Source organism: Nonomuraea sp. NPDC051298 (assembly GCF_055586305.1).
On record NZ_JBVJIM010000004.1, the window covers coordinates 137,749 to 160,991 of the forward strand.

A 23,243-nucleotide genomic window follows, 5' to 3' on the forward strand; every position below is an offset into this window, starting at 1 on the left:
CAATTCAAAAACTGATCTAGCGGGAAGGTCAAGTTAAGGGCACTATGGTCACGGCTAACTGAACAGTGGCCAAACGAGTGAAGGTGGTGAGGGTGGCTCAGCGCAAGAGCCGCAGTGATCGGCGCATCGATCTGATCGAGGCCGCACGCAGGGCCATCATCCGCCACGGCATCGACGGTGTACAGCTCTCGCATGTCGCCGAGGAGGCCGGTCTGACCTCCGGCGCCGTGCTCTACCACTATCCCGACCTCAGCGAGTTGCTCGTCGAGGCGCAGCACGCGGGCATGGAGCGCTTCTACGAGCAGCGGCTGCGCCAGCTCGCCGCGCTCACCGACCCCGTCGAGAAACTCGTGGTCACGATCAGGTCGGGGTTGCCCACCGGGCCGCTCGACCCCGACGTGCGCCTGCTCAACGAGCTGGGCGGGGCTGCGGGCCGCAACCGGGTCTACGGCGTGCTGCTCACCTCGCTCTACGACCGCCAGGTGTCGATGTACCAGGCGATCCTGGACACCGGGGCCGCGCTGCGGGTGTTCAGGCTGAGCGCCGACTCGCTGACGATCGCGCGCAACCTGGTGGCGCTGGAGGACGCCTACGGCTACCGCATCACGGCCCGCCACCCGCTGATCGGCCCGGCCGAGGCGGCCGAGCTGATCCTCTCGTACGCGCGTGCCGCCACGGGCAACGACCTCGCTCACTGATCGGCCGCCATGATCACCGCGTCTTCCGGCTCCCAGTGGACCTTGACCTTGGCGCCCGCCCGTACCGAGCTGGCGCCCTGCACGGCGGCCAGGACGGGCTTGTCGTGGCCGGGGACGTCCACCGACAGGTGCGACACGCCACCGTAGAAGCTGACGTCCAGGACGCTGCCCGGCAGTCCCTTGGCGGCGTCCTCGTCGGCCAGCTCGATCTTCTCGGGCCGCACGGCCAGCAGCGCCTGCGCGCCGGTCGGCAGCTCCGCCAGCGGCTTGCCCGCCAGCAGGCCGAACCGCTCGCTCTTGATGCCGTCCAGGCCGCTGGAGGAGCCGGGGAAGAGGTTGTTGGCGCCGACGAAGTCGGCCACGAACGGGGAGCGCGGGCGCTCGTACAGGGCGATCGGCTCGTCCACCTGGCGTACGTTGCCGCGCTCGAAGACCGCGATGCGGTCGGCCAGCGACATGGCCTCCTCCTGGTCGTGGGTGACGACCACGAAGGTGATGCCCACCTCGTGCTGCAGCCGCTTGAGTTCGAGCTGCATGTCGGCGCGGACCTTCTTGTCCAGGGCCGAGAGCGGCTCGTCGAGCAGCAGCAGCCGGGGCCGCTTGACGATCGAGCGGGCCAGCGCCACCCGCTGCCGCTGGCCGCCGGAGAGCTGGGCGGGCTTGCGGGAGCCGTGCGCCGACAGCCCGACCGTCTCCAGCACCTCGCCGACGCGCCGCCTGACCTCGTCGCGGGGCAGGCGCTCGCGCTCCAGCCCATAGGCCACGTTCTTGGCCACGGTCATGTGCGGGAACAGCGCGTACGACTGGAACATGAGGCTGATCGGCCGCCGGTTCGGCGGCTGCGCGAGCAGGTCGGCGCCGTCGAGCGTGACCGTTCCCGCGTCGGGCGTCTCGAACCCGGCGACGATGCGCAGCAACGTGGTCTTGCCGCAGCCGGAGGGGCCCAGCAGCGCGAAGAACTCGCCCTGGCCGATCTCCAGCGACACGCCGTCGAGCGCCGTGACCTCCCCGAACCTGCGCGAGACCCCGTCAATCCTGAGCACGCGACTCCCCGATCTTGGTCAGGCGCTGCCCGGCGATCACGGCCGTGAAGCTCACGATGAGCAGGACCGCGGCCAGCGCGTTGATCTTCGGGGTGACCCCGAAACGGATCATTGAGTAGATGACGATCGGCAGCGTCGGCTCGCCGTTGCCGATCGTGAAGAACGCGATCACGAACTCGTCCAGCGACAGCGTGAACGCCAGCAGCGCGCCGGCCACGATGCCCGGCATGAGCTGCGGCAGCGTGATCCTCATGAACGTCGTCACGGGCCCGGCGCCCAGGTCCCTGGACGCCTCCTCCAGCGAGGTGTCGGCCCCGGTCAGCCGGGTACGCACCACGGCCGCCACGAACGCCATCGCGAACACGCCGTGGGCCAGCACCACCGAGTACAGCCCCAGCGTGAGCTGGATCATGCCGTAGAACACCAGCAGCCCGATGGCCAGCACGAGGTCCGGCAGCACCGCGGGCATCAGCGAGATCGCGTCGAGCGCCTTCGACCTGGTGTGCCTGGCCAGCCCGACGGCCAGCAGGGTGCCCAGCACGGTGGCGATCACGGTGGACCCGGTGGCCACGATCAGCGTGCTGACCACGCCGTTGACGACCCGCTCGTCACCGGCCAGCTCGCCGTACCACTTGAGGCTGAAGCCCTCGTAGGTGTAGGCCGAGTCACCGGAGTTGAACGACATCACGACGAGCACGGCGATCGGCAGGTACAGGAAGACGTACGTGGCCCAGAAGGGGACGTAGAGGAGCTTCGACCTACGCACGGCGGGCCACCCACGCCTGCGCTATCAGCAGCACGATCAGCACCGCGATGACCGCCAGCGCGAGCGTCGAGCCGAACGGCCAGTCGCGCGCCGACAGGAACTGCTGCCTGATCAGGTTGCCCACCATGTTCGACTTGCCGCCGCCGAGGATCTCGGGGATGACGAAGTTGCCGAAGCTCGGCACGAACACGAACAGGCTCCCGGTCAGCACCCCCGGCACCGTGAGCGGCAGCGTGACCTTCCTGAACGTGGTGAACCCCGAGGCGCCCAGGTTGGCGGAGGCCTCCCTGAGCTGCGGGTCGAGCTTCTCGATCGTGGCGTACAGCGGCAGCACCATGAGCGGCAGGTACGAGTACACCAGCCCCGCCACGATCGCGCCCTCGTTGTAGAGCAGGTCCAGCGGCCCGAGCCCGAACACCTTCAGCCCGCTGTTGACCAGCCCGGGGCCGCTCAGCAGGATGATCCACGCGTAGACGCGGATGATGAAGTTCGTCCAGAACGGCAGCACGACCGCGACCAGCGCGATCGTCTTCCACCTGCGCGGGAGCTGGGCGATCAGGTACGCCGTCGGATAGCCGGCCAGCAGCGCGATGAGCGCGGTGATGGCCGCGATCTTCAGCGAGTCGGCGACCACGCCCAGGTAGAGCGGGTCGACCAGACGGGCGAAGTTCTCCGACGTGAACTCGTAGACCACCCCGCCGAAGCGCCCGCGCTGGAACACGGTGTAGCTCATCACCAGCGCGAGCGGCACCAGCATCAGCACGAGCAGGTACGTCAGCCCCGGCGCCAGGAACACGAAGGCGCCCAGCCGACGCCCCCGCGAACGGGACGCCGGCCGGGCCTTTGACTCTGACTTCACTACTTCGACTTCACTACGACTACTGCGCCTTGATGTCTTCCGAGAGACGGGTGTACTTCGTCGACGCCTGACCGAGGTCGATGATCGACTCACCGTCGAGCAGCTCGGCGGGCGTGATGCCGAGCAACGAGCCCTTCGGGACCTGCACCCGCTCCATGGCCGGCTTGTTGGGGACCTTGTAGTTGATGTTCTCGGCCGCCCAACTGTGGATCTCGGGGTCGAGGATGTAGTTGATCAGGGCGTGCGCGGCCTCTTTGTTCTTGGAGGACTTCATGACCACCATGGTGTCCACCCAGAGGTCGCTGCCCTCCTTCGGCACCTCGAAGGCGATGTTGCCCTTCGGGTCGGTGGTCGGGCACCAGCCGTCCCACGCCTCGACCATGATGGCCTCGCCGCTCTTCAGCCGGTCGCCGAACGTCGTGTCGTCGTAGGTGAGCAGGTGGGGCTGCTGGGCCATGAGCAGCTCGCGGACCTTCTCGATCTCCTCGTCCTTGTCGGTGTTGACCGAGTAGCCGAGCGCCTTGATCGCGGGCAGGGCCAGCCAGCGCTCGGTGGTCATCATCGTGACCTTCTTCTCGGCCCAGGCGGGGGGCTTGAGGAGATCGTTCCAACTGGTCGGCTTGGCCTTCACCAGGTCGGTGCGGTAGCAGATGCCGGTCGTGCCCCAGGTGTAGGGCACGGAGTACTTGTTGCCCTTGTCGTAGGAGAGCTGGGTGGCCTCCGGGTAGAGGTTGGCCAGGTTGGGGATCAGCTCGGGGTGGATCGGCTCCAGGAGGCCCTGGGCGTTGAGCGCCTGGGCGTACTGGCCGGAGACGAAGGCCACGTCGATGCCGCTGTCACCCGAGGCGGTCAGCTTGGCCATCGCCTCCTCGTTGGTGCCGTGCAGCTTGACGTCCAACCCCTGGACCTTCAGCTTCTCCTTGACCTTCTCGGGGAGTTCCTTGGGCGTGTAACCGTCCCACACCGTGATCCGCAGAGTCTGCTTCGACAGGTCCGCGTTGGGCTTGAGCTGGTCGGCCGCCGCAGCGCCTGCTGAGGTTGACGACGACTCACCGCCGCACGCCGTGACAGCCAGCGCGAGTCCGGCCGCCGCCGCGGCGGCCGGGAGACGACGGGTGAACCGGGTACGGGGCACGGCCGCTACTCCTTCTGAAATTTGTGACTTAAGAGGGGTCGCGCGACCTTACCGGACACAGCAGACCAGAGCAGGAGTGTTGCAGCAGAAATCAACATGAGCAAGACTTTTCATAACATTGCTACCAGGAAGTTTGGTCCACCAGTTGAATTGGGATTCAATAAGCCGTCGCATGATCTCTCTGGGTGAGAGGCCACTCACCGCCCGAGATCGCGGGCTCACCGCCGCTCTGCTGCGGCTGTTGGAGGGGGACGTGCCGCCGCCCTTCGCCGTACGGCGATTCCTGCCGCTGCCCACCCTCTCGTACGGCCCTGAAGATCTCCACACTGGGGCCCCAGATGAGCGAGATTTCGGCGCCCACGTGGATCAGACGAATTACTCGGTGATCGTCGGCGAGCGGGTGGTCGTGAAGTGGCTGACACCCCCCGTGCCGCTGCCGCACCCCGCTCCGGAGATCCTCGCCCACCTCGTTGAGGCGGGCTTCAACGACACCGCGCCTCCTTACGCGGCGCTGACCGGCGTGCTGGACGGCCGGGAGCACCTGCTCGCCCTGGTGACGGGGTACCTGCCGGAGGCCACGGACGGCTGGGAGTGGTGCGTGGACGAGGCCGTGGCCGGTCGCACCGCCTTCGCCTCCGAGCTGGGCCGCCTCGCCGCCGAGCTGCACCTGGCCCTGTCCACCCTCTCCCCCGATCGAAAGACAGGCTCCCCCGATCGGAGGACAGGCCCCCGCGATCGGGCGGCGGGCCAGGTGACGAGCACGGCCGCCAGGGCGCGGCAGGCGCTCGCCGAGGCGATCGAGCTGACCGGCGGGGAGGACGGCGCGTGGCTGGCGACCAGGACCGAGGCCATGCGGCGGGAGCTGGCCCCGCTCGACACGCCCGTCACCACGCCCGCCATCCGGATCCACGGCGACCTCCACGTGGGCCAGTTCCTCCGGTGGCGCGACGGGTACGCGGTCATCGACTTCGACGGCAATCCCACGGTGGCCGACGCCGACCCGTACCAGCCGCCCGCCAGGGACGTGGCCCAGCTCACCACGAGCCTGGAGCACGTGGCCCAGGTCGCGGTCAGGCGCCGCGACGCCCCGCCCGAGCAGGTCACCGGATGGGCGCGGCGGGCCCGCGCCCGGCTGCTGGCCGCCTACCGGGTGCACCTGTCCGCCGGGCACGGCGGGCACCTGCTGGACGAGAGCCTGATCCGCCCGTTCGAGGTGGAGCAGGAGTGCCGTGAGCTGATCTACGCCGCCCGCCACCTCCCCCGTTGGCGCTACGCCCCCATGGGTGTGCTGCGCACCTGGTACCCCGAGGAGAACATCTCGTGAATTCCGAGCACTACCTGTCCGATCTGGAGTCCAAGCCGGAGGCGCTGGCGAGGCTGGCCGCGGCGCTCAGGGCGGCCGACCCGTTCGACGGGCTTCCCGAGGACGTCGAACGGGTCCTGTTCCTGGGCATGGGCAGCTCCCGCTACGCGGCCGGGGTGGCGGCGCTGCGGCTGCGCGCGGCCGGGGTGAACGCCCACGCCGAGTACGCCTCCGCCGCCGCGAGCCTCCCGCCCGCCCCCGGCACGCTGGTCGTGCCGATCTCGGCCACCGGCTCCAGCCGGGAGACGCTCGACGCCGTCGAACGATACGCGGGCGGCCCCGCCTTCCTGGCCGCCCTGACCAACCGGCCGGGCTCCCCGCTGGCCGAGGCCGCCGACCTGGTGGTCGACCTGCGGGCGGGCGAGGAGCGGGGCGGCGTGGCCTGCCGTACGTTCCAGCACACCCTGGCCCTGCTCCTGGCCCTGGAGCAACGGCTCACGGGCCGCGGCCGCGACCTCCCCGAGCTGGTCGAACGCGCCGCGCAGGCCACGGCGGACCTGCTGGAGCGCAGGGACGAATGGGTCCCCCTGGCCATGGAGCTGCTGGACGGCCCGCACGGCGTCTACACGATCGCCCCCGCCGAGCGCCTGTCGTCGGCCGAGCAGTCGGCGCTGATGTTCCGCGAGGGCCCGCGCCGCCCGGCCGACGCCTGCGAGAGCGGCGACTGGTCGCACGTGGACGTCTACCTCACCAAGACGCTCGACTACCGCGCCCTGCTCTTCCCCGGCTCCCGCTACGACGAGCAGGCCATGGACTGGGTACGCCGCCGCGAGTCCACGGTGGTCACCGTGGGCCCCGAGGTGAAGGACGCCACCGCCGCGATCCGGTACACGCACGACGACGACCAGGACGTGGCCCTGCTCACCGAGACGCTCGTGGCCGAGCTGGTGGCCGCCTACTGGTGGGCGGAGCAGTGAGCGTCCCGCGAGACTGAGCGGCTCGCGAGCCCCTCAGTGCGACCGCACGGTCAGCGCGTGCTCGACCAGCGTGATCAGGGTGTGCTTGACCGCCTCCCGCGCACGCGCGTCCGTGCGGACGACGGGCACGTGCGCCGACAGCGTCAGCGCCTCCCGCACCTCGCTCTCGACGTGCGGGAACGCACCGTCCCAGCCGTTGAGCCCGATCACGAACGGGATCCCGGACTCCTCGAAGTAGTCGACGGCGGGGAAGCTGTCGGCCAGCCGCCGCGAGTCGACCAGCACCACGGCGCCGATGGCCCCGCGTACCAGGTCATCCCACATGAACCAGAACCGGTATTGCCCCGGCGTGCCGAACAGGTAGAGGATCAGGTCCCGGTCCAGCGAGAGCCGGCCGAAGTCCATCGCCACGGTGGTGGTCGCCTTGGCCGGCGTGTGCCCGAGGTCGTCGATGCCCTGCGAGGCGTCCGTCATGAGCGCCTCGGTGGTGAGCGGCGTGATCTCCGACACCGCGCCCACGAACGTGGTCTTCCCCACGCCGAACCCGCCCGCCACGACTATCTTCGTGGCGGTGAGCCGGCTAGAGCCTGCGGAGTCCACTCAGCACCCTTTCGAGCAGGCCCCGGTCGGGCAGACCCGCCTCGAGCTGCGGCTGGTACACCCTGACCAGCCCGTCCGCCTCCATGTCGGCGATCAGCACCCTCGCCACCCCGAGGGGGACGCCGAGCAGCGCCGAGATCTCCGCCACGGACCGCACCTGCCGGCACAACTCGCTGATCGCGCGGTACTCGCGCGTGTAGGTCGTGCCGAGCTGCGCCGAGGTGGCCGACGACACCAGCGCCTCCATGGCCAGCTCCGTACGCGGAGTGGTCCTGCCGCCGGTGACGGCATACATCCGGACGAGCGAACTGCGCTCGGGCTCCGGCTCACCGTTGTGCCACGATGCCAAGGTTCACTCCCTTCACCACGGGCGCGAGGCGGACAGCTCCGCCCGTACGGCAGGTGTGAGCACCTGTCCCGCGCGCTCGACCAGGATCGTCATCTGATAGGCGACCAGGCCCATGTCACAGTCGGGCGCCGCCAGCACCGCCAGGCAGGACCCGTCGCTGATCGACATCACCAGCAGCAGGCCCCGCTCCATCTCCACCAGGGTCTGGGTGACCCCGCCGCCCTCGAACACGCGCGCGGACCCCTGCGTGAGGCTCACCAGCCCGGCCGCGATGGCGGCGAGCTGGTCGGCCCGGTCTTTGGGAAAGCCTCTGGAGAAGGCCATGGGCAGTCCGTCGGCGGAGACCACCACCGCGTGCGCCACGCCCGGGACCTCGTCGACGAAGCCGCTGACCAGCCAGTTGACGTCTCTGGCGGCCTGGCTCAGCTCCTTCATGAGTCCTCCTCGAGCTCAGCGCGTCCTTTGCGTACGCCCTGCTGGTAGCTGGCCAGCCGGCTGCGCAACCGGTCGGGGGACACCGGAGGAGCGGGAGCGGGCGGCGGCTGGGGGTTCGCGGTGCCCGGTACCAGGTTCGCTCTCGGCGTCCGCTTCGGCAAGCCGGAGTTCGTGGTGCCGTTGCCGGCGGGCTGGGCGCTCGCCCCGGCGGCCTGCCAGCCCTGGTCGGCCGGTGACGACCAGTGACCCTCGCGCTCGTCACGGTGGTCGGCCGTGGGGGCGGACTTGCTGAACCAGCCACTCTCCTCGACGGAGGCGAAGATCGGCAGGAACTCGTCGTTGGCGGGCGCCGCCGGGGTCGGGAACGAGGTCGGCGCGGCCAGGCCGGAGAACGAGGGCCGGGGCGCGACCACGTCGGGCGGGGGCGGCTGCTCGACCGAGCGGCTCTGTGTGGCGCTGAACCACGACGACGGCTCGGCCGCGGGAGTGGCGGTGTCGAGCCGTGGGTCCAGCCGTGGGTCCAGCCGGGGATCGTGCCGGGGGTCGAGCCCGGTGTCGAAGCCACCGCCGAGCCCGCTGTCGAACCTGTTGTCGAACCCGCTCTCGAACCCGCTGTCGAACGTCGAGTCCACCCTGGCGTCGAAGCCGGTGTCGAACCCCGCCTCGAAGCCCGCGTCGAACGACGGGTGGCCCGCCGGCGGCCCAGTCAGCGGCCCGGCGGCCGCCGGGGTCAGCGGGCCGGTCGCCGGGGACGCCGCCTGGACGCCGTTCTGCCTGGGCACCTGGACGCGCTGCCCCGCCCCCGGCACCGGGCCGGGCACGCCGGTGAGCAGCGTGGGCGGGACGAGCACCATGGCCGTCAGCCCGCCGATGTCCTGCCGCCTGAGCTGCACCCGGATGTGGTGCCGCAGCGCCAGGCGGCCGACCACGAACAGGCCCATCCGCCGCGACACCGACACGTCCACGACGGGCGGGTTGGCCAGCCGCCAGTTGGCCTCGGTCAGCTCCTCCTGGCTCATGCCGATGCCGTGATCGGTGACCGACAGCATCAGGCTCCCGCCGTCGATCCGGCTGCTGGAGATGATGACCTTGGTGTCCTTCGAGGAGAACGACACCGCGTTCTCGACCAGCTCGGCGAGCAGGTGCACGCAGTCGGTGACCGCCTGCCCGGCGATGGCGACGTCCGACTGCACCTGGATGCTGACCCGGTCGTAGCTCTCGACCTCGCCGAGCGCCGCCCGCACGATGTCCATCAGCTCGACCGGCTCGCTCCACTTGCGGGCCGCCTCCTGCCCGGCGAGGACGAGGAGGTTCTCACTGTTGCGCCGCATGCGGGTGGCCAGGTGGTCGAGCTTGAACAGGTCGCCCAGCCGGGTGTCGTCGCGCTCGCCGCGCTCCAGCTTCTCGATGAGCGTGAGCTGCCGCTCGACCAACGTCTGGCTGCGCCGCGACAGGTTGACGAACATCGCGTTGACGTTGGAGCGCAGCTTGGCCTCGTCGCCGGCCAGCCGTACGGCCTCGCGGTGCACCTCGTCGAACGCCCGGGCGACCTCGCCCACCTCGTCCTTGGTGAAGATGCCGATGGGCGGGACCTCGGCGGTGGCCGCGCCGTCGCGCGACTCCCTCAGATGCTGCACGAACTCGGGCAGCCGCTTTCCCGCGATCTCCAGGGCCTCGCCGCGCAGGCGGCGCAGCGGACGGACCAGCGACCTCGCGACGCCGGTGGTGATCAGCAGCACGGCCACGAGCAGCGCGAGCACGGCGCCCGCGGTCACGAACGCCTGCGTCCGCTCCGCGCCGCTCAGCTCCTGGCTGCGGGCCACGATGTCCTGGGCCTGGCGCTCCTCGACCTTGCGCATGGAGTCGACGACCACGTTCGCCGCGTCGAACCACTCCTTGGCGTCGTCCTTCCTGGCCTGGTCGAGGCCGCGCAGCGGCAGCCCGCTGGTGGCCCTGATCAGCACCAGCTCGCGCAGGAACAGCATCCGGTCGGCGGAGCGGCCGTTGACGGTCTCGTCGAAGACGCGCCGCTCCTCGGCGGTGGCCTCGGCGGCGAAGCCCTTGCGCTCGTTGGCCTCCCTGGACTGCTCGCCGAGGAACCGCTCGAGCTGGTCGGCGTCGAACGCCCCCTCGACCAGCACGATGGTGACCAGCGCCTGCTGGTAGGAGACGCTCTCCTTGGCGCGGGCGAGCCCGTCGAGCAGGCTCGTCTGGCGGAACAGCTCGTCGTCCACGCTGCCCTTGACCAGCTCGTTGTGGACCGAGAGCAGGTCGTTGACGACCGTGGTGTAGAGCTCGACGGCCGGGCCGGGCAGCAGGTTGGCGTCCAGCGCCTGCTTGCGCAGGGAGGTCAGGTCGTCGAGGCGGTTGAGCAGGTGTTCCAACTGGTCCGCGGTACGCCCGGTCGACTCGCTCATCAGTTGCCTGGCGATGCCGCGTACCTGCCTGGCCGCCAGGTCCACCTGGTCCATCTGGGCCTGCACCTCGGACAGCCCGTCCGCCGGCCGGTCGCGCGCGATGTACCACGCGGTCCTGGCCCGCTCGGCGGAGACCAGGTGGGTGAGCCCGCCCAGTTCGGCCGAGAGCTGGGCGAACTGGTTCGTCCGCGCGTAGTCCGCCGCCGCCGACGTCGAGGAGAGCACCTGGACGCCGCCGAGCAGCACGGCGGCGGCGGTCGGCACCAGGATGAGGGCGACGAGCCGCGCCCGGACACGCCAGTTGCGCAGCCGCCAGCCGCTCTCGCCGGTCTGCTTGACGCCCACCGCTGTACTCACCAAACGCACCTCGCCCGATCCGGCGTATATGAGGACCCCTGTGCCCTGGGGGAAATCAGCAAGTGCCGGTAATTGGAACACATCCCATGGCCCGTGGCCAAGCGAACATAACGCGACAAAAGAGAGTACATGTGACTCCTGAGGATAGAACCTGGTGCTCCATCCTGGAAGCGCTCACGACACGAAATAAACCTCTAACTGAATAAATGTCCACCAATGGGCGTTTAGTGCGTTCCAATCGCGTAACACGCCCGGCGCACCGCGGTCTCCGGCGGGTCACGCCGTTGAGAAACTCGCCATTCACGCCATATGTTGAGCGACGTCAAAAAGCGAGGAGGCGAGGGTGGGAGATTCTCCCGACAGCGCGGCCATCACCGTTGCGGGCCTTTGGAAGATCTTCGGATCGGCCGCGCAAAGAGTGCTGAACAGCGATGACAGGCACCTTGACCCCGCCGCGCTGAGGGAGAAGACCGGCTGCACCGCCGCCGTCAGAGACGTGAGCTTCGAGGTGCGCCCCGGCGAGGTCTTCGTCGTCATGGGACTGTCGGGCAGCGGCAAGTCCACGCTCGCCCGCTGCCTGACCCGGCTCGTCGAGCCGAGCGCGGGCGAGATCAGGATCGGCGGCGAGGACATCCGCGCCGCCACCCCCGCCCGGCTGCGCGAGATCCGCCGCCACCAGGTCAGCATGGTCTTCCAGCACTTCGGCCTGCTGCCGCACCGCCGGGTGATCGACAACGTGGCCTACGGGCTGGAGATCCAGGGCACCGCCAAGGCGGCCAGGCACGCGCGCGCCGCCGAGATCCTCTCGCTCGTCGGCCTCGACGGCCACGCCGACGCCTACCCCGACCAGCTCTCCGGCGGCATGCAGCAGCGCGTCGGGCTGGCCAGGGCGCTGGCCGTGGAGCCGCGGGTGATGGTGTTCGACGAGCCGTTCAGCGCGCTCGACCCGCTGATCCGGCGCGACATGCAGGCCGAGGTGATCCGCCTGCACCGGGAGGTCGGCAAGACCATGGTGTTCATCACCCACGACCTGTCGGAGGCGCTCAAGCTGGGCGAGCGCATCGCGATCATGCGGGCCGGCTCGATCGTGCAGGTCGGCACGGCCGAGGACCTGGTGGGCGCGCCGGCCGACGACTATGTGGCCGACTTCGTCCGCGACGTGCCGCGCAGCCACGTGCTGACCCTGCGCTGGATCTGCCGCGACCCCGAGCCCGGCGAGTCGCTGACCGGCCCTACGTTACCGGCCGGCACGGTGATCAAGGACGCCCTGGCCGTGGCCTCCGAGTCGTCCCAGCCGATCCGGGTCGTGGACGGCGACGACCTGGTCGGCGTGGTGGACCGGGTGGACCTGCTGGGCTTCCTGTCGGGCCAGGACACCGTCGCGAAGCCGGGCCGCGACACCGCCGCCGAGCCGGGCCGGACCACTGCCCCGAACACGGCCCCGAACACGGCCCCGAAGGTCGCCACATGAGCACGACGGCCGTCACCACGCCCTCCGGGCTGCGGTTGCCGAGGTGGGCGGCCCCGGTGGGGGCGGCGGCGCTGTTCGTGGCGGCGTACCTGGTCTTCCAGGGCACGGGGACGCTGCCGCACGACAAGGAGGCGCCGCAGTTCCTGGCGGTCACCGAGTTCCGCGAGTGGATCGACGACCACCGCAACGACAACCCCCTCTTCCTGTACTTCCTCAACTACGTCCGGCTCTTCGTGGCCTGGCTCTACGACCTGTTCCTGGCCGGCCTGCATGCGCTCGGCTGGCCCGGCATCACGGGTGTGATGGGCGCGCTGGCCTGGCTCGCGGGCGGCTGGCGGGTGGGGCTGCTCGCCCTGGGGGGCGTGAGCGCGTTCGGCGTGCTCGGGCTGTGGGAGCCGAGCGTTGAGACGCTGGCCCTGGTCGCGGTGGCGGTGCTGCTGTCGCTGGCGATCGGGATCCCGGTGGGCGTGTGGGCCGGGCTCTCCGTACGCGTGCGGCGGGCGATCACCCCGGTGCTGGACGTCATGCAGATCATGCCGACGTTCGCCTACCTCGCGCCGCTGGCGCTGTTCTTCCACATCGGGGCGCCGGCCGGGGCCATCGCCACGATGATCTACTCGATCCCGCCCGCCATCCGCATCTCCGCGCTGGCCGTGTCGCAGGTCTCCCCCACGGCCGTCGAGGCGTCCGCCTCTCTGGGCGCCACGCGCTGGCAGACGCTGGTCAAGGTGCACCTGCCGCTGGCCAGGTCCACGATGGCGCTGGCGATCAACCAGACGATCATGATGGCGCTGTCCATGGTCGTCATCGCGAGCCTGATCTCGGCCCCCGGTCTGGGCGGCGAGATCATCCGCGGCCTGTCGCGGGCGCAGGTCGGCATCATGCTCCCGGCCGGCGTCGCCGTCGTGATCATGGCGGTGGTGCTCGACCGGATGATGATGGCCGTGGCCCGCCGCGAGCCGCACGCGAGGACCGGCCGGACGAACCTGCTCGCGGCCCTCGCGCTGACCGCCGCCGGTCTGGCGCTCATCCCCGTGCTGCCGAAGCTCTGGCCCGAGAACCTCACGCTCAACCTGGTCACCGAGGTCAACGACGTTGTCGGCTGGGCCGAGACCAACTGGTACGCGGTCACCACGTTCATCAAGGACGCGACCTCCCACGCCCTGCTCAACGCCCTGGAGTCGCTGCTCACCTCGGCCCCCTGGTGGCTGGTCGCCCTCGCGGTGCTGACCGTCGCCTGGCGGGTCAGCGGCCCGCGACCGGCGCTGGTCGCGCTGGGCTGCCTGCTGGCGATCGCGCTGCTCGGCGTGTGGGAGCACACCATGCAGACGATGACCACGGTCGCCGTCGCGGTGCTGGTCACGCTGATGATCGGCCTGCTGCTTGGCGTGGCCGCGGCCCGTTCGCCGCGTTACTCGGCCGTTCAGCGGCCCCTGCTGGACGCCGCGCAGACCATGCCCGCGTTCGTGTACCTGCTGCCGGCGCTGGCGCTGTTCGGGACGACCCGGTTCACCGCGATCTTCGCCTCCGTCATCTACGCGGTGCCGCCCGTGGTGCGCCTGGTCGAGGACGGCATCAGGGCCGTGCCCGGCACGGTCGTCGAGGCCGCGGTCTCGGCCGGGTCCACCCCGGGACAGCTCCTGTGGAAGGTGCAGCTCCCCATGGCCAGGCGGGCCATCCTGCTCGCGGCCAACCAGGGCATCGTCATGACGCTGGCCATGGTGGTGGTCGGCGGCCTGGTCGGGGCGGGGGCTCTGGGCTACGACGTGGTCACCGGGTTCTCCCAGCGGACCGACTTCGGCATGGGCTTCGTGGCGGGCATCGCGACCGTGCTGCTCGGAGTCATGCTCGACCGCATCACGCAGGGCGCCGACAGGCGCCCGTCCCCCCGAAAGAGGAAGTTCATATGAAGATTCGCCTGCTCGCAGGCATTTTCGCCTTGGGACTGGCCGCCGCGGGCTGCGGCGGGGCCACCGTGGCGACCTCGCCCAGCTCCACCGCCCCGGCCGCCGGGAGCGGCACCGCCTCCGCGGCCGCCGGGACCGTGAAGATCGCGATCAACCCCTGGGTGGGGTACGAGGCCAGCGCGAACGTCGTGGCGTACCTGCTGAAGAACGAGCTGGGCTACCAGGTCGAGCTGCCCGAGATCAAGGAGCAGCTCGCCTGGGAGGGCTTCGGCACCGGCGACGTCGACGTCATCATCGAGAACTGGGGTCACCCCGACCTGAAGAAGCAGTTCATCGAGGAGAAGAAGGTCGCGCAGGAGGCGGGCTCCACCGGCAACAAGGGCGTGATCGGCTGGTACATCCCCAAGTGGATGGCCGACGAGCACCCTGACATCACCGACTCCAAGAACCTCAACAAGTACGCGAGCCTGTTCAAGACCTCCGAGTCGGGCGACCAGGGCCAGCTCCTGTTCGGCGACCCCTCGTACGTCAGCAACGAGGAAGCCCTGATCAAGAACCTCAAGCTCGACTACAAGGTCGTGGTCGGCGGCAGCGAGGCGGCCCTGATCAAGAGCGCGCAGCAGGCGCAGGAGCAGAAGAAGGCGCTGCTGTTCTACTTCTGGGACCCGCACTGGCTGTTCAGCAAGACCGACCTGGTCCGGGTCAACCTGCCCGCCTACACCGAGGGCTGCGACGCCGACCCCAAGAAGGTCGCCTGCGACTACCCGGAGATGGACCTCGACAAGATCGTCAGCACGAAGTTCGCGCAGACCGGCGGGAAGGCGTACGAGCTGGTCAAGAACTTCGCCTGGACCAACGAGGACCAGAACGCCGTGTCCGACGACATGACCAACAACGGCATGTCCGGCGAGGAAGCCGCCAAGAAGTGGATCGAGGCCAACACCGCCAAGTGGCAGGCGTGGATCCCCAAGTGACCCCTCTCGACCGCGGCCCCGCCCCTGGGGCCCGCGGTCCCGGAGACCTCTCATGATCCGAACGAAGACGCTCGCCGGGCCGCTCGTCGTGGCCCTGCTCCTGGCCGCCTGCTCCAGCGGGGAGCCCGAGACCACCGCCACGGCCAAGGGCACCGTGAACATCGACATCCACGGCTGGGCCGGGTACGAGGCCCAGGCCGCCGTGCTGGCGTACCTGCTGGAGCACGAGCTGGGCTACAAGGTGAACAAGCGGCCCATGAAAGAGGACGAGTCCTGGAAGGACTTCGAGTCCGGCAAGGTCGATGTGATCGTGGAAAGCTGGGGTCACAACGACTGGAAGAAGGAGTACATCGAGGAGAAGAAGGTAGCGCTGTCGGCGGGCCTCACGGGCAACAAGGGGGTCATCGGCTGGTACGTGCCGGAGTGGATGGCCAAAAAGTACCCCGACATTACGGACTACCGAAACCTCAATAAGTACGCGCGACTCTTCCGGACCGAAAAAACCGGAAATGCCGGACAAGTCCTAGATGGCGACCCGACGTTCGTGACGAACGACGAGGCCATCGTCAGGAATCTCGGGCTCAATTACCAGGTCGTCTACTCGGGCAGCGAGGCGGCGCTGATCAAGGCGGCGCAGGCCGCGACGAAGAATCGGACACCGCTGCTCATGTATTTCTACGAACCGCAATGGCTCTTCGCCAAGATCAAACTCGTCAAGGTGGCGCTGCCGGCCTACGCCGTGGGCTGCGACGACGACCCGGCCAAGGTCGCCTGCGACTACCCGCCGTACCTGCTGGACAAGATCGTCAGCAAGCGGTTCGCGGAGACGGGCGGGCCGGCGTACGAGCTGGTGCGCAACTTCAACTGGACCAACGACGACCAGAACACCGTGGCCAGCGACATGATCAACGAGAAGCTGAGCGCCGAGGAGGCCGCCAGGCAGTGGGTCGAGGAGAACAAGATCGTGTGGAAGGACTGGATCCCCCGTTGAGGTTCGACTTCGTCATCGTGGGCGGCGGCTCGGCCGGGTGCGCCCTGGCCAACCGGCTGAGCGCCGACCCCTCGACCTCGGTGCTGGTGCTGGAGGCGGGGCGGGCCGACCACCTGTGGGACGTGTTCATCCACATGCCGGCTGCGCTGATGTTCCCGATCGGCAACCGCCACTACGACTGGAAGTACGAGTCGGAGCCGGAGCCGCACATGAACGGGCGGCGCGTCTACCACGCCCGCGGCAAGGTGCTGGGCGGTTCGAGCAGCATCAACGGCATGATCTTCCAGCGCGGCAACCCGCTCGACTACGAGCGCTGGGCCGGCGATCCCGGCATGGAGCACTGGGACTACGCGCACTGCCTGCCGTACTTCAAGAAGATGGAGAACTGCCTGGCGGAGCCCGGCACCGACTTCCGCGGCGGCGAAGGCCCGCTGACGCTGGAGCGCGGCCCCGCGCGCGGGCCGCTGTTCGAGGCGTTCTTCGAGGCGGTGCGGCAGGCCGGGCACCCCCTGACCGACGACGTGAACGGCTACCGCCAGGAGGGCTTCGCCGCCTTCGACCGCAACATCCACCGTGGCCGCCGCCTCAGCGCCGCCCGCGCCTACCTCCACCCCGTGCGCCGCCGCCCCAACCTCCACGTACGCACCCGCGCCCTGGTCGAGAAGGTGCTCTTCGACGGCACCAGGGCCGTCGGCGTGATGTGCGGCGGCGAGCGCATCGAGGCGTCGGAGGTCATCCTGTGCGGCGGCGCGATCAACACCCCCCAACTGCTGCAACTGTCCGGCGTGGGCCCTCGGGCCCTGCTGGAGCCGCTGGGCGTCGACGTCGTGCACGACCTGCCGGGGGTGGGCGAGAACCTCCAGGACCACCTGGAGGTCTACGTCCAGCACGCCTGCCTGCGGCCGGTCTCGCAGCAGCCGTCACTGGCGCTGTGGCGGCGGCCGTTCATCGGCGCGGACTGGCTGTTCCGGCGGCGCGGCCCCGGGGCCACGAACCACTTCGAGGCGGGCGGGTTCATCCGGTCGAACGACGACGTGGCGTACCCGAACCTGATGTTCCACTTCCTGCCGATCGCGGTCCGCTACGACGGCTCGGCCCCGGCGGGCGGGCACGGCTACCAGGTGCACATCGGGCCGATGTACTCCGACGCCCGCGGCTCCGTCCGCATCACCTCGGCAGACCCGCGCAGCAAGCCGGCCCTGCGCTTCAACTACCTGTCCACCGAGCAGGACCGCAGGGAGTGGGTGGAGGCGATCCGGCACGCCAGGGAGATCCTCTCCCAGCCCGCGTGGGCGGACCTGGACGCGGGCGAGATCTCCCCCGGCCCCGGGGTGCGGACCGACGAGGAGATCCTCGCCTGGGTCGCCAGGGACGGCGAGACGGCCCTGCACCCGTCGTGCACCTGCAAGATGGGCACCGACGACCTGGCCGTGGTGGACCCCGGCACCATGCGCGTGCGCGGCCTGGACGGGCTGCGCGTGGTGGACGCCTCGGCCATGCCGTACGTCACGAACGGCAACATCTACGCCCCGGTCATGATGCTCGCCGAGAAGTCCGCCGACCTCATCCTGGGCAACACCCCGCTCCCGCCGGAGCCGGTGGAGTTCTACCGCCATACGAGGTGACCCTCAGCGGTCGAGGCGCTGGTAGCGGCGGACCGAGAGGACGAAGAACACCACCGTGATCACCAACGGCCACGCCACGGCCATCGGCACTGCGTGCTGGGCCACCCACGAGTCGCCGCCCCACCCCGGGTTCCCGAACAGTTCCCTGGCCGCCGCCACCGTGGACGACAGCGGGTTCCACTCGGCGATCGCCCCCAGCCAGCCGGGCATGGTCTCCGGGGCGACGAAGGCGTTCGACAGGAACCCGATCGGGAACTCCATCATCTGCACCGTCACCGCCCCACCGGGGTCCCTGGCGAGCAGCCCCAGGTACATGCCCATCCACAACAGCGAGAAGCGCAGGAGCAGCAGCAGGCCCACGGCCGCGAGCGCGCCCCCGGCCGTGGCCGGGCGCCAGCCGACCGCCAGCCCGCAGACCAGCAGCCCGGCCAGCATGAGGGCCGAGTGGAGCAGGTCCGCGACAGCCCGCCCGATCAGGACGGCCGACGGGGCCATGGGCATGGAGCGGAAGCGGTCGGTGACGCCCTTCGAGGCGTCGGTGGTGACGGCGATCATGGTGGCGGTCAGGCCGAAGAGCATCGTCATGCCGTACATGCCGGGCATCAGGAAGGCGAAGTAGTCGGCTCCCTGGGGCACCTCCACCGCGCCGCCGAACAGGTAGCCGAAGGCCAGCGTGATGATCACGGGGAAGACCACCCCGAACACCACGGTCGCGGGCTGGTTGGCCCAGTGGATCAGGTCCCGGCGGGCGATCGTCCAGCCGTCCGCCAGGGCCCACCGCAGTGAGATCTCGCTCATTCGTCGCCTCCTCCGGCGTTGGTGAGGTGCAGGAAGACCTCGTCGAGGGTGGGCCGGCGGACGGCGACGTCCTCGGCCTCGATGCCGGCCGCCGACAGGGCCGCGAGCACGTCCGTGAGCGCCCGCACGCGCTCGTTCACCGGCGCGCTCACGTGCCGGGTGTCCCGGTCCAGGTCGGCCGGGCCGGACGCGACCCGCCCGACGATCGCGGCGGCCTCCGCCAGCCGGCCGTGGTCGTGGATCACGACGTCGATCCGGTCGCCGCCGAGCTTGGACTTGAGCGCGTCGGGCGTGCCCTCGGCCACCACCCGGCCCGCGTCGATGACCGAGATCCGGTCGGCGAGCTGGTCGGCCTCCTCCAGGTACTGCGTGGTCAGCAGCACCGTGGTGCCGCCGGAGACCAGGTCGCGCACCGCCTGCCAGATCTCGGCCCGGCTGCGCGGGTCGAGGCCGGTCGTCGGCTCGTCGAGGAACAGCACGGGCGGCGCCAGGATCATCCCGGCCGCCAGGTCGAGGCGGCGGCGCAGACCTCCCGACAGTTCCTTGGCCGGCCCGGTGTGCTCCAGCCCGAAGCGCTCCAGCAACTCGGCCGCCCGCGCGCGGGCCGCGGCGGCGCCGAGGTGGTGGAGGCGGCCGAACATCTCCAGGTTCTGCCGCCCGGTCAGCGACTCGTCGACCGCGGCGTGCTGGCCGACCAGGCCGAGGTGGCGGCGTACCTGGCGGGGTTGGGTCGTCACGTCGAAGCCGGCCACCCGCGCGCGCCCGCCCGAGGGGCGCAGGAGCGTGGTGAGGATGCGTACGGTCGTGCTCTTCCCAGCGCCGTTCGGGCCGAGCAGGCCGTGGACCGTGCCCTCGCGCACGTCCAGATCGATGCCGTCCAGCGCGGTCTTCTCGCCGTACGTCTTGCGCAGGCCCTGCGCCGATATCGCTGACATACCACCTCCAATGAATCGTACGGCGTACCGTACAGCATACGTTCCATGCTGGCAACCGTACGGTGTACCGTACGGAGGTGTGACGATTGAGTTCTCCGGGAGGGGCGACCCCGCGCGCAGCCTGGCGCTGCTCTGGCGCACCAGCGAGCGGGCGAGCCGCAAGGGCAAGCCAGAGCTGAGCGTCGAGCGCATCGTGCGCGCCGCCATCGAGGTGGCCGACGCCGAAGGGCTGCAGGCGCTGTCCATGCGCCGCGTGGCCGAGCGGCTGGGCGTGGGGACGATGTCGCTCTACACGTACGTGCCGGGCAAGCCGGAGCTGTTCGACGTCATGCTCGACGAGGTCTACGGCGAGACCGCCCGCCCCGACGACGTGCCGGGCGGCTGGCGGGGCGGGCTGGAGCAGATCGCCAGGGAGAACTGGGCGCTCTACCTGCGCCATCCGTGGTTGTTGCAGGTGGCCGCGAGCCGCCCGGTGCTCGGCCCGAACGTCACGGCCAAGTACGAGTACGAACTGAGCGCGGTGGACGGCATCGGCCTGTCGGACCTGGAGATGGACTCGGTGATCACCCTGATCACCGGATTCGTGCACGGCGCGGCCAGGGGCGCGGTGGAGGCCGCGCAGGCCGAGAGCCTGACGGGGCTGACCGACGAGCAGTGGTGGGCCGCGCACGCGCCCTTCCTCGCCCGCATCGCCGACACCAGCCGCTACCCCGTCGCCTCCCGGGTCGGGCAGGCGGCGGGCGAGGAGCTCCAGGGCGCCTACAGCCCCGGGCACGCCTTCGAGTTCGGGCTGGAGCGCATTCTCGACGGCATCGAGGCCCTGGTCGCCAAGCGCCGCACCACCCCCGCCTGAGCGCCTCCGGGCGAGCGCCTCGGCCCTTTTCGGGAGGGCGCCTCAGCCGGACAGGGCCTGCTCGTAGGCGAGCAGCGTGTCGACGAACATGCGCCGCTGCGCGGGCGTGAGCGGCTCCAGCGCCTGCCGCCACGCCTGGGCGCCGTAGCCGAGCCACTCGTCGATGGAGCCCTGGTGCCCGTCGGCGATGCTGACGATCGTACGGCGGCGGTCGGCGTCGTCCTCGCGCCGCTCCAGGACGCCCTTCCTGCTCAGCTCCCCCACCATGAGACTCACCGTGGCGGGCGCCACCTCCAGCCGCCCGGCCAGCTCGTTGACCGTCATCGAGCCGTCGAACAGCAGGTAAGCCAGCAGCGACAGATGCCGCGGCGCCAGCGACAACGCCTGCAGCGCCTCGGGCACCTTCAGCCGCTTGGCCCGCCCCACCATGCGCGGCATCAGCAGCAGCAACGTCCTGATGCCGTCGTCCACGCTCAAGCCGTCAGTTGACATACCCAATACCTTGCTGTCTAAATTAGCTTTGCTTGCAAAGCAAATATCCATCGCACCTCACCAGAGGATAAGAGATGACGGACTTCAACCAGCGGGTGATCGAGGAGTTCCGGGCCAACGGCGGCAAGGTGGGCGGCATGTTCGAGGGCGCCCCGCTCGTGCTGCTGACCACGGTGGGCGCCAAAACCGGGCAGCGGCGGACGAACCCGGCGGTCTACCTGCGCGACGGCGAGCGCGTGCTGGTCTTCGCCTCCAACGCGGGCGGCGACGCCCACCCGGCCTGGTACCACAACGTGGTGGCGAACCCCAGGGTCACGGTCGAGCTCGGGGAGGAGACGTTCACGGCCAGGGCGGTGCCGCTGGAAGGCGCGGAGCGCGACCGCCTGTACGCCCGCCAGGCGGCCATCGACCCGGCCTTCGCCGCCTACCAGGAAAAGACGGACCGGGTCATCCCCGTCGTCGCGCTCCACCCCGAGCACGAGCGGCTGCGGGCGTTCGGCGACGAGCTGGTCAGGATCCACGACCATCTGAGGAGCGAGCTGGCCCGGGTGCGCGTCGGCGAGACGGACTCCGCCGACCTGCGGGCGCACTGCCTGGCCTTCTGCGAGGCGATCACGTTCCACCACACGGGCGAGGACCGCGTGGCCTTCCCGCACCTGGAGAAGCTGTTCCCCGAGCTGAAGCAACCCCTCGACCGGCTGCGCGACGAGCACGCCGTGCTCGCCGGGCTGGTGGAGGAACTGCGCGGGGCGGCGGACCCGGCCACACTGGAGCGCGTCGCCGCGAAGATGGAGGCCCACTTCGCCTACGAGGAGGCACAGCTCGTCCCGGTGCTCGACTCGCTGGAGGAGGTGCCCTGGTCGACGCGCTAGCGGCTAGCGCACGGGCGCGGCGCGCAGGCGTACGACGTGCTCGACCAGCGCGATCAGCGTCGCCTTGACCGACTCGCGGTGGCGGGCGTCCGTACGGACGATCGGCACGTGCGGCGCGAGCGCGAGCGCCTCCCTGACCTCCTGCTCACCGTGCGGGAACTGGCCGTCCCAGCCGTTGACCCCGATCACGAACGGCAGCTTGGCCTCTTCGAAGTAGTCGATGGCCGGGAAGCTGTCGGCCAGGCGGCGCGTGTCCAGCAGCACCACGGCCCCGATGGCCCCGCGCACGAGGTCGTCCCACATGAACCAGAACCGGTGCTGCCCGGGAGTCCCGAACAGATAGAGGATCAGGTCGCGGTCGAGCGAGAGCCGGCCGAAGTCCATGGCCACGGTCGTGGTCTGCTTGTTCGGCGTCATGCCCAGGTCGTCGATGCCCGCGGACGCGTCCGTCATCACCGCTTCCGTGGTGAGCGGGAGGATCTCGGACACCGCCCCCACGAACGTCGTCTTCCCGACGCCGAACCCGCCGGCGACGACGATCTTCGTCGACGTGAGGCCGGGGCTAGAGCCTGCGTAGTCCACTGAGCACCCTTTCGAGCATGTTGAGGTCTGGCTGTCCCTGGCTGAGGCGTGGCTGGTGCAGGCGGACAAGCCCTTCGTCGGACATGTCCGCCACGAGCACCCTCGCCACGCCCAGCGGGACACGGAGCAGGGCCGAGATCTCCGCGACCGACCTGAACGACCTGCACAATTGCATGATGGCCTCCTGCTCGGGAGTGAGCAGGGCCATCTCGTCGTCCGGGATCGACATCGAGGAGATCAACGTCTCCATCGCGAGGTGATAGCGCGGCTCAGACCGGCCGCCCGTCACCGCGTAGGGACGGAACAGGGGCTCGTCGTCCCCGGCCCCGTCAGTGCCGTACACGGCCCGCTCCCATCAGCTCCATCACATCACCGGGTCCTCGCGGCCTGGAGCTCCGCACGCAGGGCCGGCGTGAGCGCCTGTCCCGCTCTGTCCACCAGCAGCGTCATCTGGTAGGCCACGAGGCCCATGTCGCAGTCGGGCCCCGCGAGCACGGTGAGCACGGAGCCGTCGCTGATCGCCATGACCAGCAGCAGGCCCCGCTGCATCTCGACCACGGTCTGCGTCACCGCGCCGCCCTCGAACACCCTCGACGCGCCCACGGTGAGGCTCAGCAGGCCGGCGGAGACCGCGGCTAGCTGGTCGGCCCGGTCCGGAGGGAAGCCCTCCGAGGCGGCCAGGCACAGCCCGTCCGCCGAGACCACGACGGCATGCGCGACTCCGGGCGTGTTGCGTACGAAGTCGGTGATCAGCCAGTCGAACCTGTGCGCCTCATGGCTAAGGGTTGTCACGCATCCTCCCCG

At 70.0% G+C, this 23,243-nt stretch carries 24 protein-coding genes; 10 read left to right on the forward strand and 14 right to left on the reverse strand.

Translation table 11 applies throughout. From position 1 onward, the window contains the following. Nucleotides 1-92 precede the first annotated feature (92 nt). A complete protein-coding gene (locus tag ACZ6S0_RS14250; protein WP_465916411.1) occupies nt 93-698 on the forward strand; it encodes a TetR/AcrR family transcriptional regulator in 606 nt (201 codons plus the stop codon). Here ACZ6S0_RS14250 and ACZ6S0_RS14255 read toward each other — a convergent pair. The 4 genes from ACZ6S0_RS14255 to ACZ6S0_RS14270 are packed head-to-tail and all read right to left on the reverse strand — an operon-like array spanning nt 692 to nt 4,501. Further along, complete coding sequence (locus ACZ6S0_RS14255) at nt 692-1,741, reverse strand: ABC transporter ATP-binding protein (RefSeq protein WP_465916415.1); 1,050 nt, start codon at nt 1,739-1,741, stop codon at nt 692-694. The genes ACZ6S0_RS14250 and ACZ6S0_RS14255 overlap by 7 nt on opposite strands. Continuing rightward, nucleotides 1,728-2,507 (reverse strand): ABC transporter permease, encoded by a 780-nt coding sequence (locus tag ACZ6S0_RS14260; RefSeq protein ID WP_344885287.1) that lies wholly within the window; start codon nt 2,505-2,507, stop codon nt 1,728-1,730. The genes ACZ6S0_RS14255 and ACZ6S0_RS14260 overlap by 14 nt, the downstream gene beginning before the upstream one ends. Further along, a complete protein-coding gene (locus tag ACZ6S0_RS14265) occupies nt 2,500-3,366 on the reverse strand; it encodes an ABC transporter permease (RefSeq protein ID WP_465916421.1) in 867 nt (288 codons plus the stop codon). Before ACZ6S0_RS14265 ends, ACZ6S0_RS14260 begins: the two co-directional genes overlap by 8 nt. A 19-nt stretch (nt 3,367-3,385) precedes the next feature. Further along, nucleotides 3,386-4,501 carry a polyamine ABC transporter substrate-binding protein gene (locus tag ACZ6S0_RS14270; RefSeq protein ID WP_465916424.1) on the reverse strand — a complete coding sequence of 372 codons (1,116 nt, stop codon included), beginning with the start codon at nt 4,499-4,501 and terminating at the stop codon, nt 3,386-3,388. Between the two features lie 361 nt (nt 4,502-4,862). Here ACZ6S0_RS14270 and ACZ6S0_RS14275 point away from each other — a divergent pair, with 361 nt between their 5' ends. Next, the gene (locus tag ACZ6S0_RS14275; protein WP_465916429.1) at nt 4,863-5,825 is read left to right on the forward strand and encodes a hypothetical protein; all 963 of its coding nucleotides are present in this window, start codon (nt 4,863-4,865) and stop codon (nt 5,823-5,825) included. Then, nucleotides 5,822-6,781 carry an SIS domain-containing protein gene (locus tag ACZ6S0_RS14280; RefSeq protein WP_465916432.1) on the forward strand — a complete coding sequence of 320 codons (960 nt, stop codon included), beginning with the start codon at nt 5,822-5,824 and terminating at the stop codon, nt 6,779-6,781. The genes ACZ6S0_RS14275 and ACZ6S0_RS14280 overlap by 4 nt, the downstream gene beginning before the upstream one ends. A 33-nt stretch (nt 6,782-6,814) precedes the next feature. Here ACZ6S0_RS14280 and ACZ6S0_RS14285 read toward each other — a convergent pair whose 3' ends face one another. From ACZ6S0_RS14285 to ACZ6S0_RS14300, 4 genes are all read right to left on the reverse strand, one after another. Next, nucleotides 6,815-7,381: a GTP-binding protein gene (locus tag ACZ6S0_RS14285; RefSeq protein ID WP_465916436.1), complete on the reverse strand. Its 567-nt coding sequence runs from the start codon at nt 7,379-7,381 to the stop codon at nt 6,815-6,817. Beyond that, nucleotides 7,362-7,676: a DUF742 domain-containing protein gene (locus ACZ6S0_RS14290; RefSeq protein ID WP_344885601.1), complete on the reverse strand. Its 315-nt coding sequence runs from the start codon at nt 7,674-7,676 to the stop codon at nt 7,362-7,364. The genes ACZ6S0_RS14285 and ACZ6S0_RS14290 overlap by 20 nt, the downstream gene beginning before the upstream one ends. Before the next feature lie 66 nt (nt 7,677-7,742). Continuing rightward, nucleotides 7,743-8,165 carry a roadblock/LC7 domain-containing protein gene (locus tag ACZ6S0_RS14295; protein ID WP_465916439.1) on the reverse strand — a complete coding sequence of 141 codons (423 nt, stop codon included), beginning with the start codon at nt 8,163-8,165 and terminating at the stop codon, nt 7,743-7,745. Then, nucleotides 8,162-10,939 carry a sensor histidine kinase gene (locus tag ACZ6S0_RS14300; RefSeq protein WP_465916443.1) on the reverse strand — a complete coding sequence of 926 codons (2,778 nt, stop codon included), beginning with the start codon at nt 10,937-10,939 and terminating at the stop codon, nt 8,162-8,164. The genes ACZ6S0_RS14295 and ACZ6S0_RS14300 overlap by 4 nt, the downstream gene beginning before the upstream one ends. A gap of 343 nt (nt 10,940-11,282) precedes the next feature. On the opposite strand from ACZ6S0_RS14300, the gene ACZ6S0_RS14305 reads away from it, so the two are divergent. Genes ACZ6S0_RS14305 through betA form a run of 5 tightly spaced genes read left to right on the forward strand, consistent with a single transcriptional unit; the run spans nt 11,283 to nt 17,907 of the window. Then, complete coding sequence (locus ACZ6S0_RS14305) at nt 11,283-12,410, forward strand: quaternary amine ABC transporter ATP-binding protein (protein WP_465916447.1); 1,128 nt, start codon at nt 11,283-11,285, stop codon at nt 12,408-12,410. Next, nucleotides 12,407-14,320, forward strand: a complete 1,914-nt coding sequence (locus ACZ6S0_RS14310) for an ABC transporter permease (RefSeq protein WP_465916451.1) — start codon at nt 12,407-12,409, stop codon at nt 14,318-14,320. The genes ACZ6S0_RS14305 and ACZ6S0_RS14310 overlap by 4 nt, the downstream gene beginning before the upstream one ends. After that, complete coding sequence (locus tag ACZ6S0_RS14315) at nt 14,317-15,291, forward strand: ABC transporter substrate-binding protein (protein WP_465916454.1); 975 nt, start codon at nt 14,317-14,319, stop codon at nt 15,289-15,291. The genes ACZ6S0_RS14310 and ACZ6S0_RS14315 overlap by 4 nt, the downstream gene beginning before the upstream one ends. Before the next feature lie 52 nt (nt 15,292-15,343). Further along, nucleotides 15,344-16,282 carry an ABC transporter substrate-binding protein gene (locus ACZ6S0_RS14320; protein WP_465916458.1) on the forward strand — a complete coding sequence of 313 codons (939 nt, stop codon included), beginning with the start codon at nt 15,344-15,346 and terminating at the stop codon, nt 16,280-16,282. Next, a complete protein-coding gene (betA, locus tag ACZ6S0_RS14325) occupies nt 16,258-17,907 on the forward strand; it encodes a choline dehydrogenase (RefSeq protein WP_465916462.1) in 1,650 nt (549 codons plus the stop codon). The genes ACZ6S0_RS14320 and betA overlap by 25 nt, the downstream gene beginning before the upstream one ends. Nucleotides 17,908-17,910: 3 nt before the next feature. On the opposite strand, the gene ACZ6S0_RS14330 is transcribed toward betA, so the two are convergent. After that, nucleotides 17,911-18,705 (reverse strand): ABC transporter permease, encoded by a 795-nt coding sequence (locus ACZ6S0_RS14330; protein WP_465916466.1) that lies wholly within the window; start codon nt 18,703-18,705, stop codon nt 17,911-17,913. Next, nucleotides 18,702-19,640, reverse strand: coding sequence for an ATP-binding cassette domain-containing protein (locus ACZ6S0_RS14335; RefSeq protein WP_465916469.1), 939 nt, complete (start codon nt 19,638-19,640; stop codon nt 18,702-18,704). Before ACZ6S0_RS14335 ends, ACZ6S0_RS14330 begins: the two co-directional genes overlap by 4 nt. Nucleotides 19,641-19,719: 79 nt before the next feature. Here ACZ6S0_RS14335 and ACZ6S0_RS14340 point away from each other — a divergent pair, with 79 nt between their 5' ends. Further along, nucleotides 19,720-20,493, forward strand: coding sequence for a TetR/AcrR family transcriptional regulator (locus ACZ6S0_RS14340; RefSeq protein ID WP_465916473.1), 774 nt, complete (start codon nt 19,720-19,722; stop codon nt 20,491-20,493). A gap of 42 nt (nt 20,494-20,535) precedes the next feature. On the opposite strand, the gene ACZ6S0_RS14345 is transcribed toward ACZ6S0_RS14340, so the two are convergent. Further along, entirely contained in the window at nt 20,536-20,985 is a 450-nt protein-coding gene (locus ACZ6S0_RS14345) for a MarR family transcriptional regulator (RefSeq protein WP_465916476.1), read from the reverse strand. Nucleotides 20,986-21,059: 74 nt separating this feature from the next. Between ACZ6S0_RS14345 and ACZ6S0_RS14350 the strand changes: the two genes are divergently transcribed. Beyond that, the gene (locus tag ACZ6S0_RS14350) at nt 21,060-21,857 is read left to right on the forward strand and encodes a nitroreductase/quinone reductase family protein (RefSeq protein ID WP_465916479.1); all 798 of its coding nucleotides are present in this window, start codon (nt 21,060-21,062) and stop codon (nt 21,855-21,857) included. Nucleotides 21,858-21,860: 3 nt separating this feature from the next. Here ACZ6S0_RS14350 and ACZ6S0_RS14355 read toward each other — a convergent pair whose 3' ends face one another. The 3 genes from ACZ6S0_RS14355 to ACZ6S0_RS14365 are packed head-to-tail and all read right to left on the reverse strand — an operon-like array spanning nt 21,861 to nt 23,231. Beyond that, the gene (locus tag ACZ6S0_RS14355; protein WP_465916483.1) at nt 21,861-22,439 is read right to left on the reverse strand and encodes a GTP-binding protein; all 579 of its coding nucleotides are present in this window, start codon (nt 22,437-22,439) and stop codon (nt 21,861-21,863) included. Beyond that, complete coding sequence (locus tag ACZ6S0_RS14360; protein ID WP_465916487.1) at nt 22,420-22,782, reverse strand: DUF742 domain-containing protein; 363 nt, start codon at nt 22,780-22,782, stop codon at nt 22,420-22,422. The genes ACZ6S0_RS14355 and ACZ6S0_RS14360 overlap by 20 nt, the downstream gene beginning before the upstream one ends. Nucleotides 22,783-22,808: 26 nt before the next feature. Beyond that, entirely contained in the window at nt 22,809-23,231 is a 423-nt protein-coding gene (locus ACZ6S0_RS14365; protein ID WP_043616017.1) for a roadblock/LC7 domain-containing protein, read from the reverse strand. Nucleotides 23,232-23,243 lie beyond the last annotated feature (12 nt).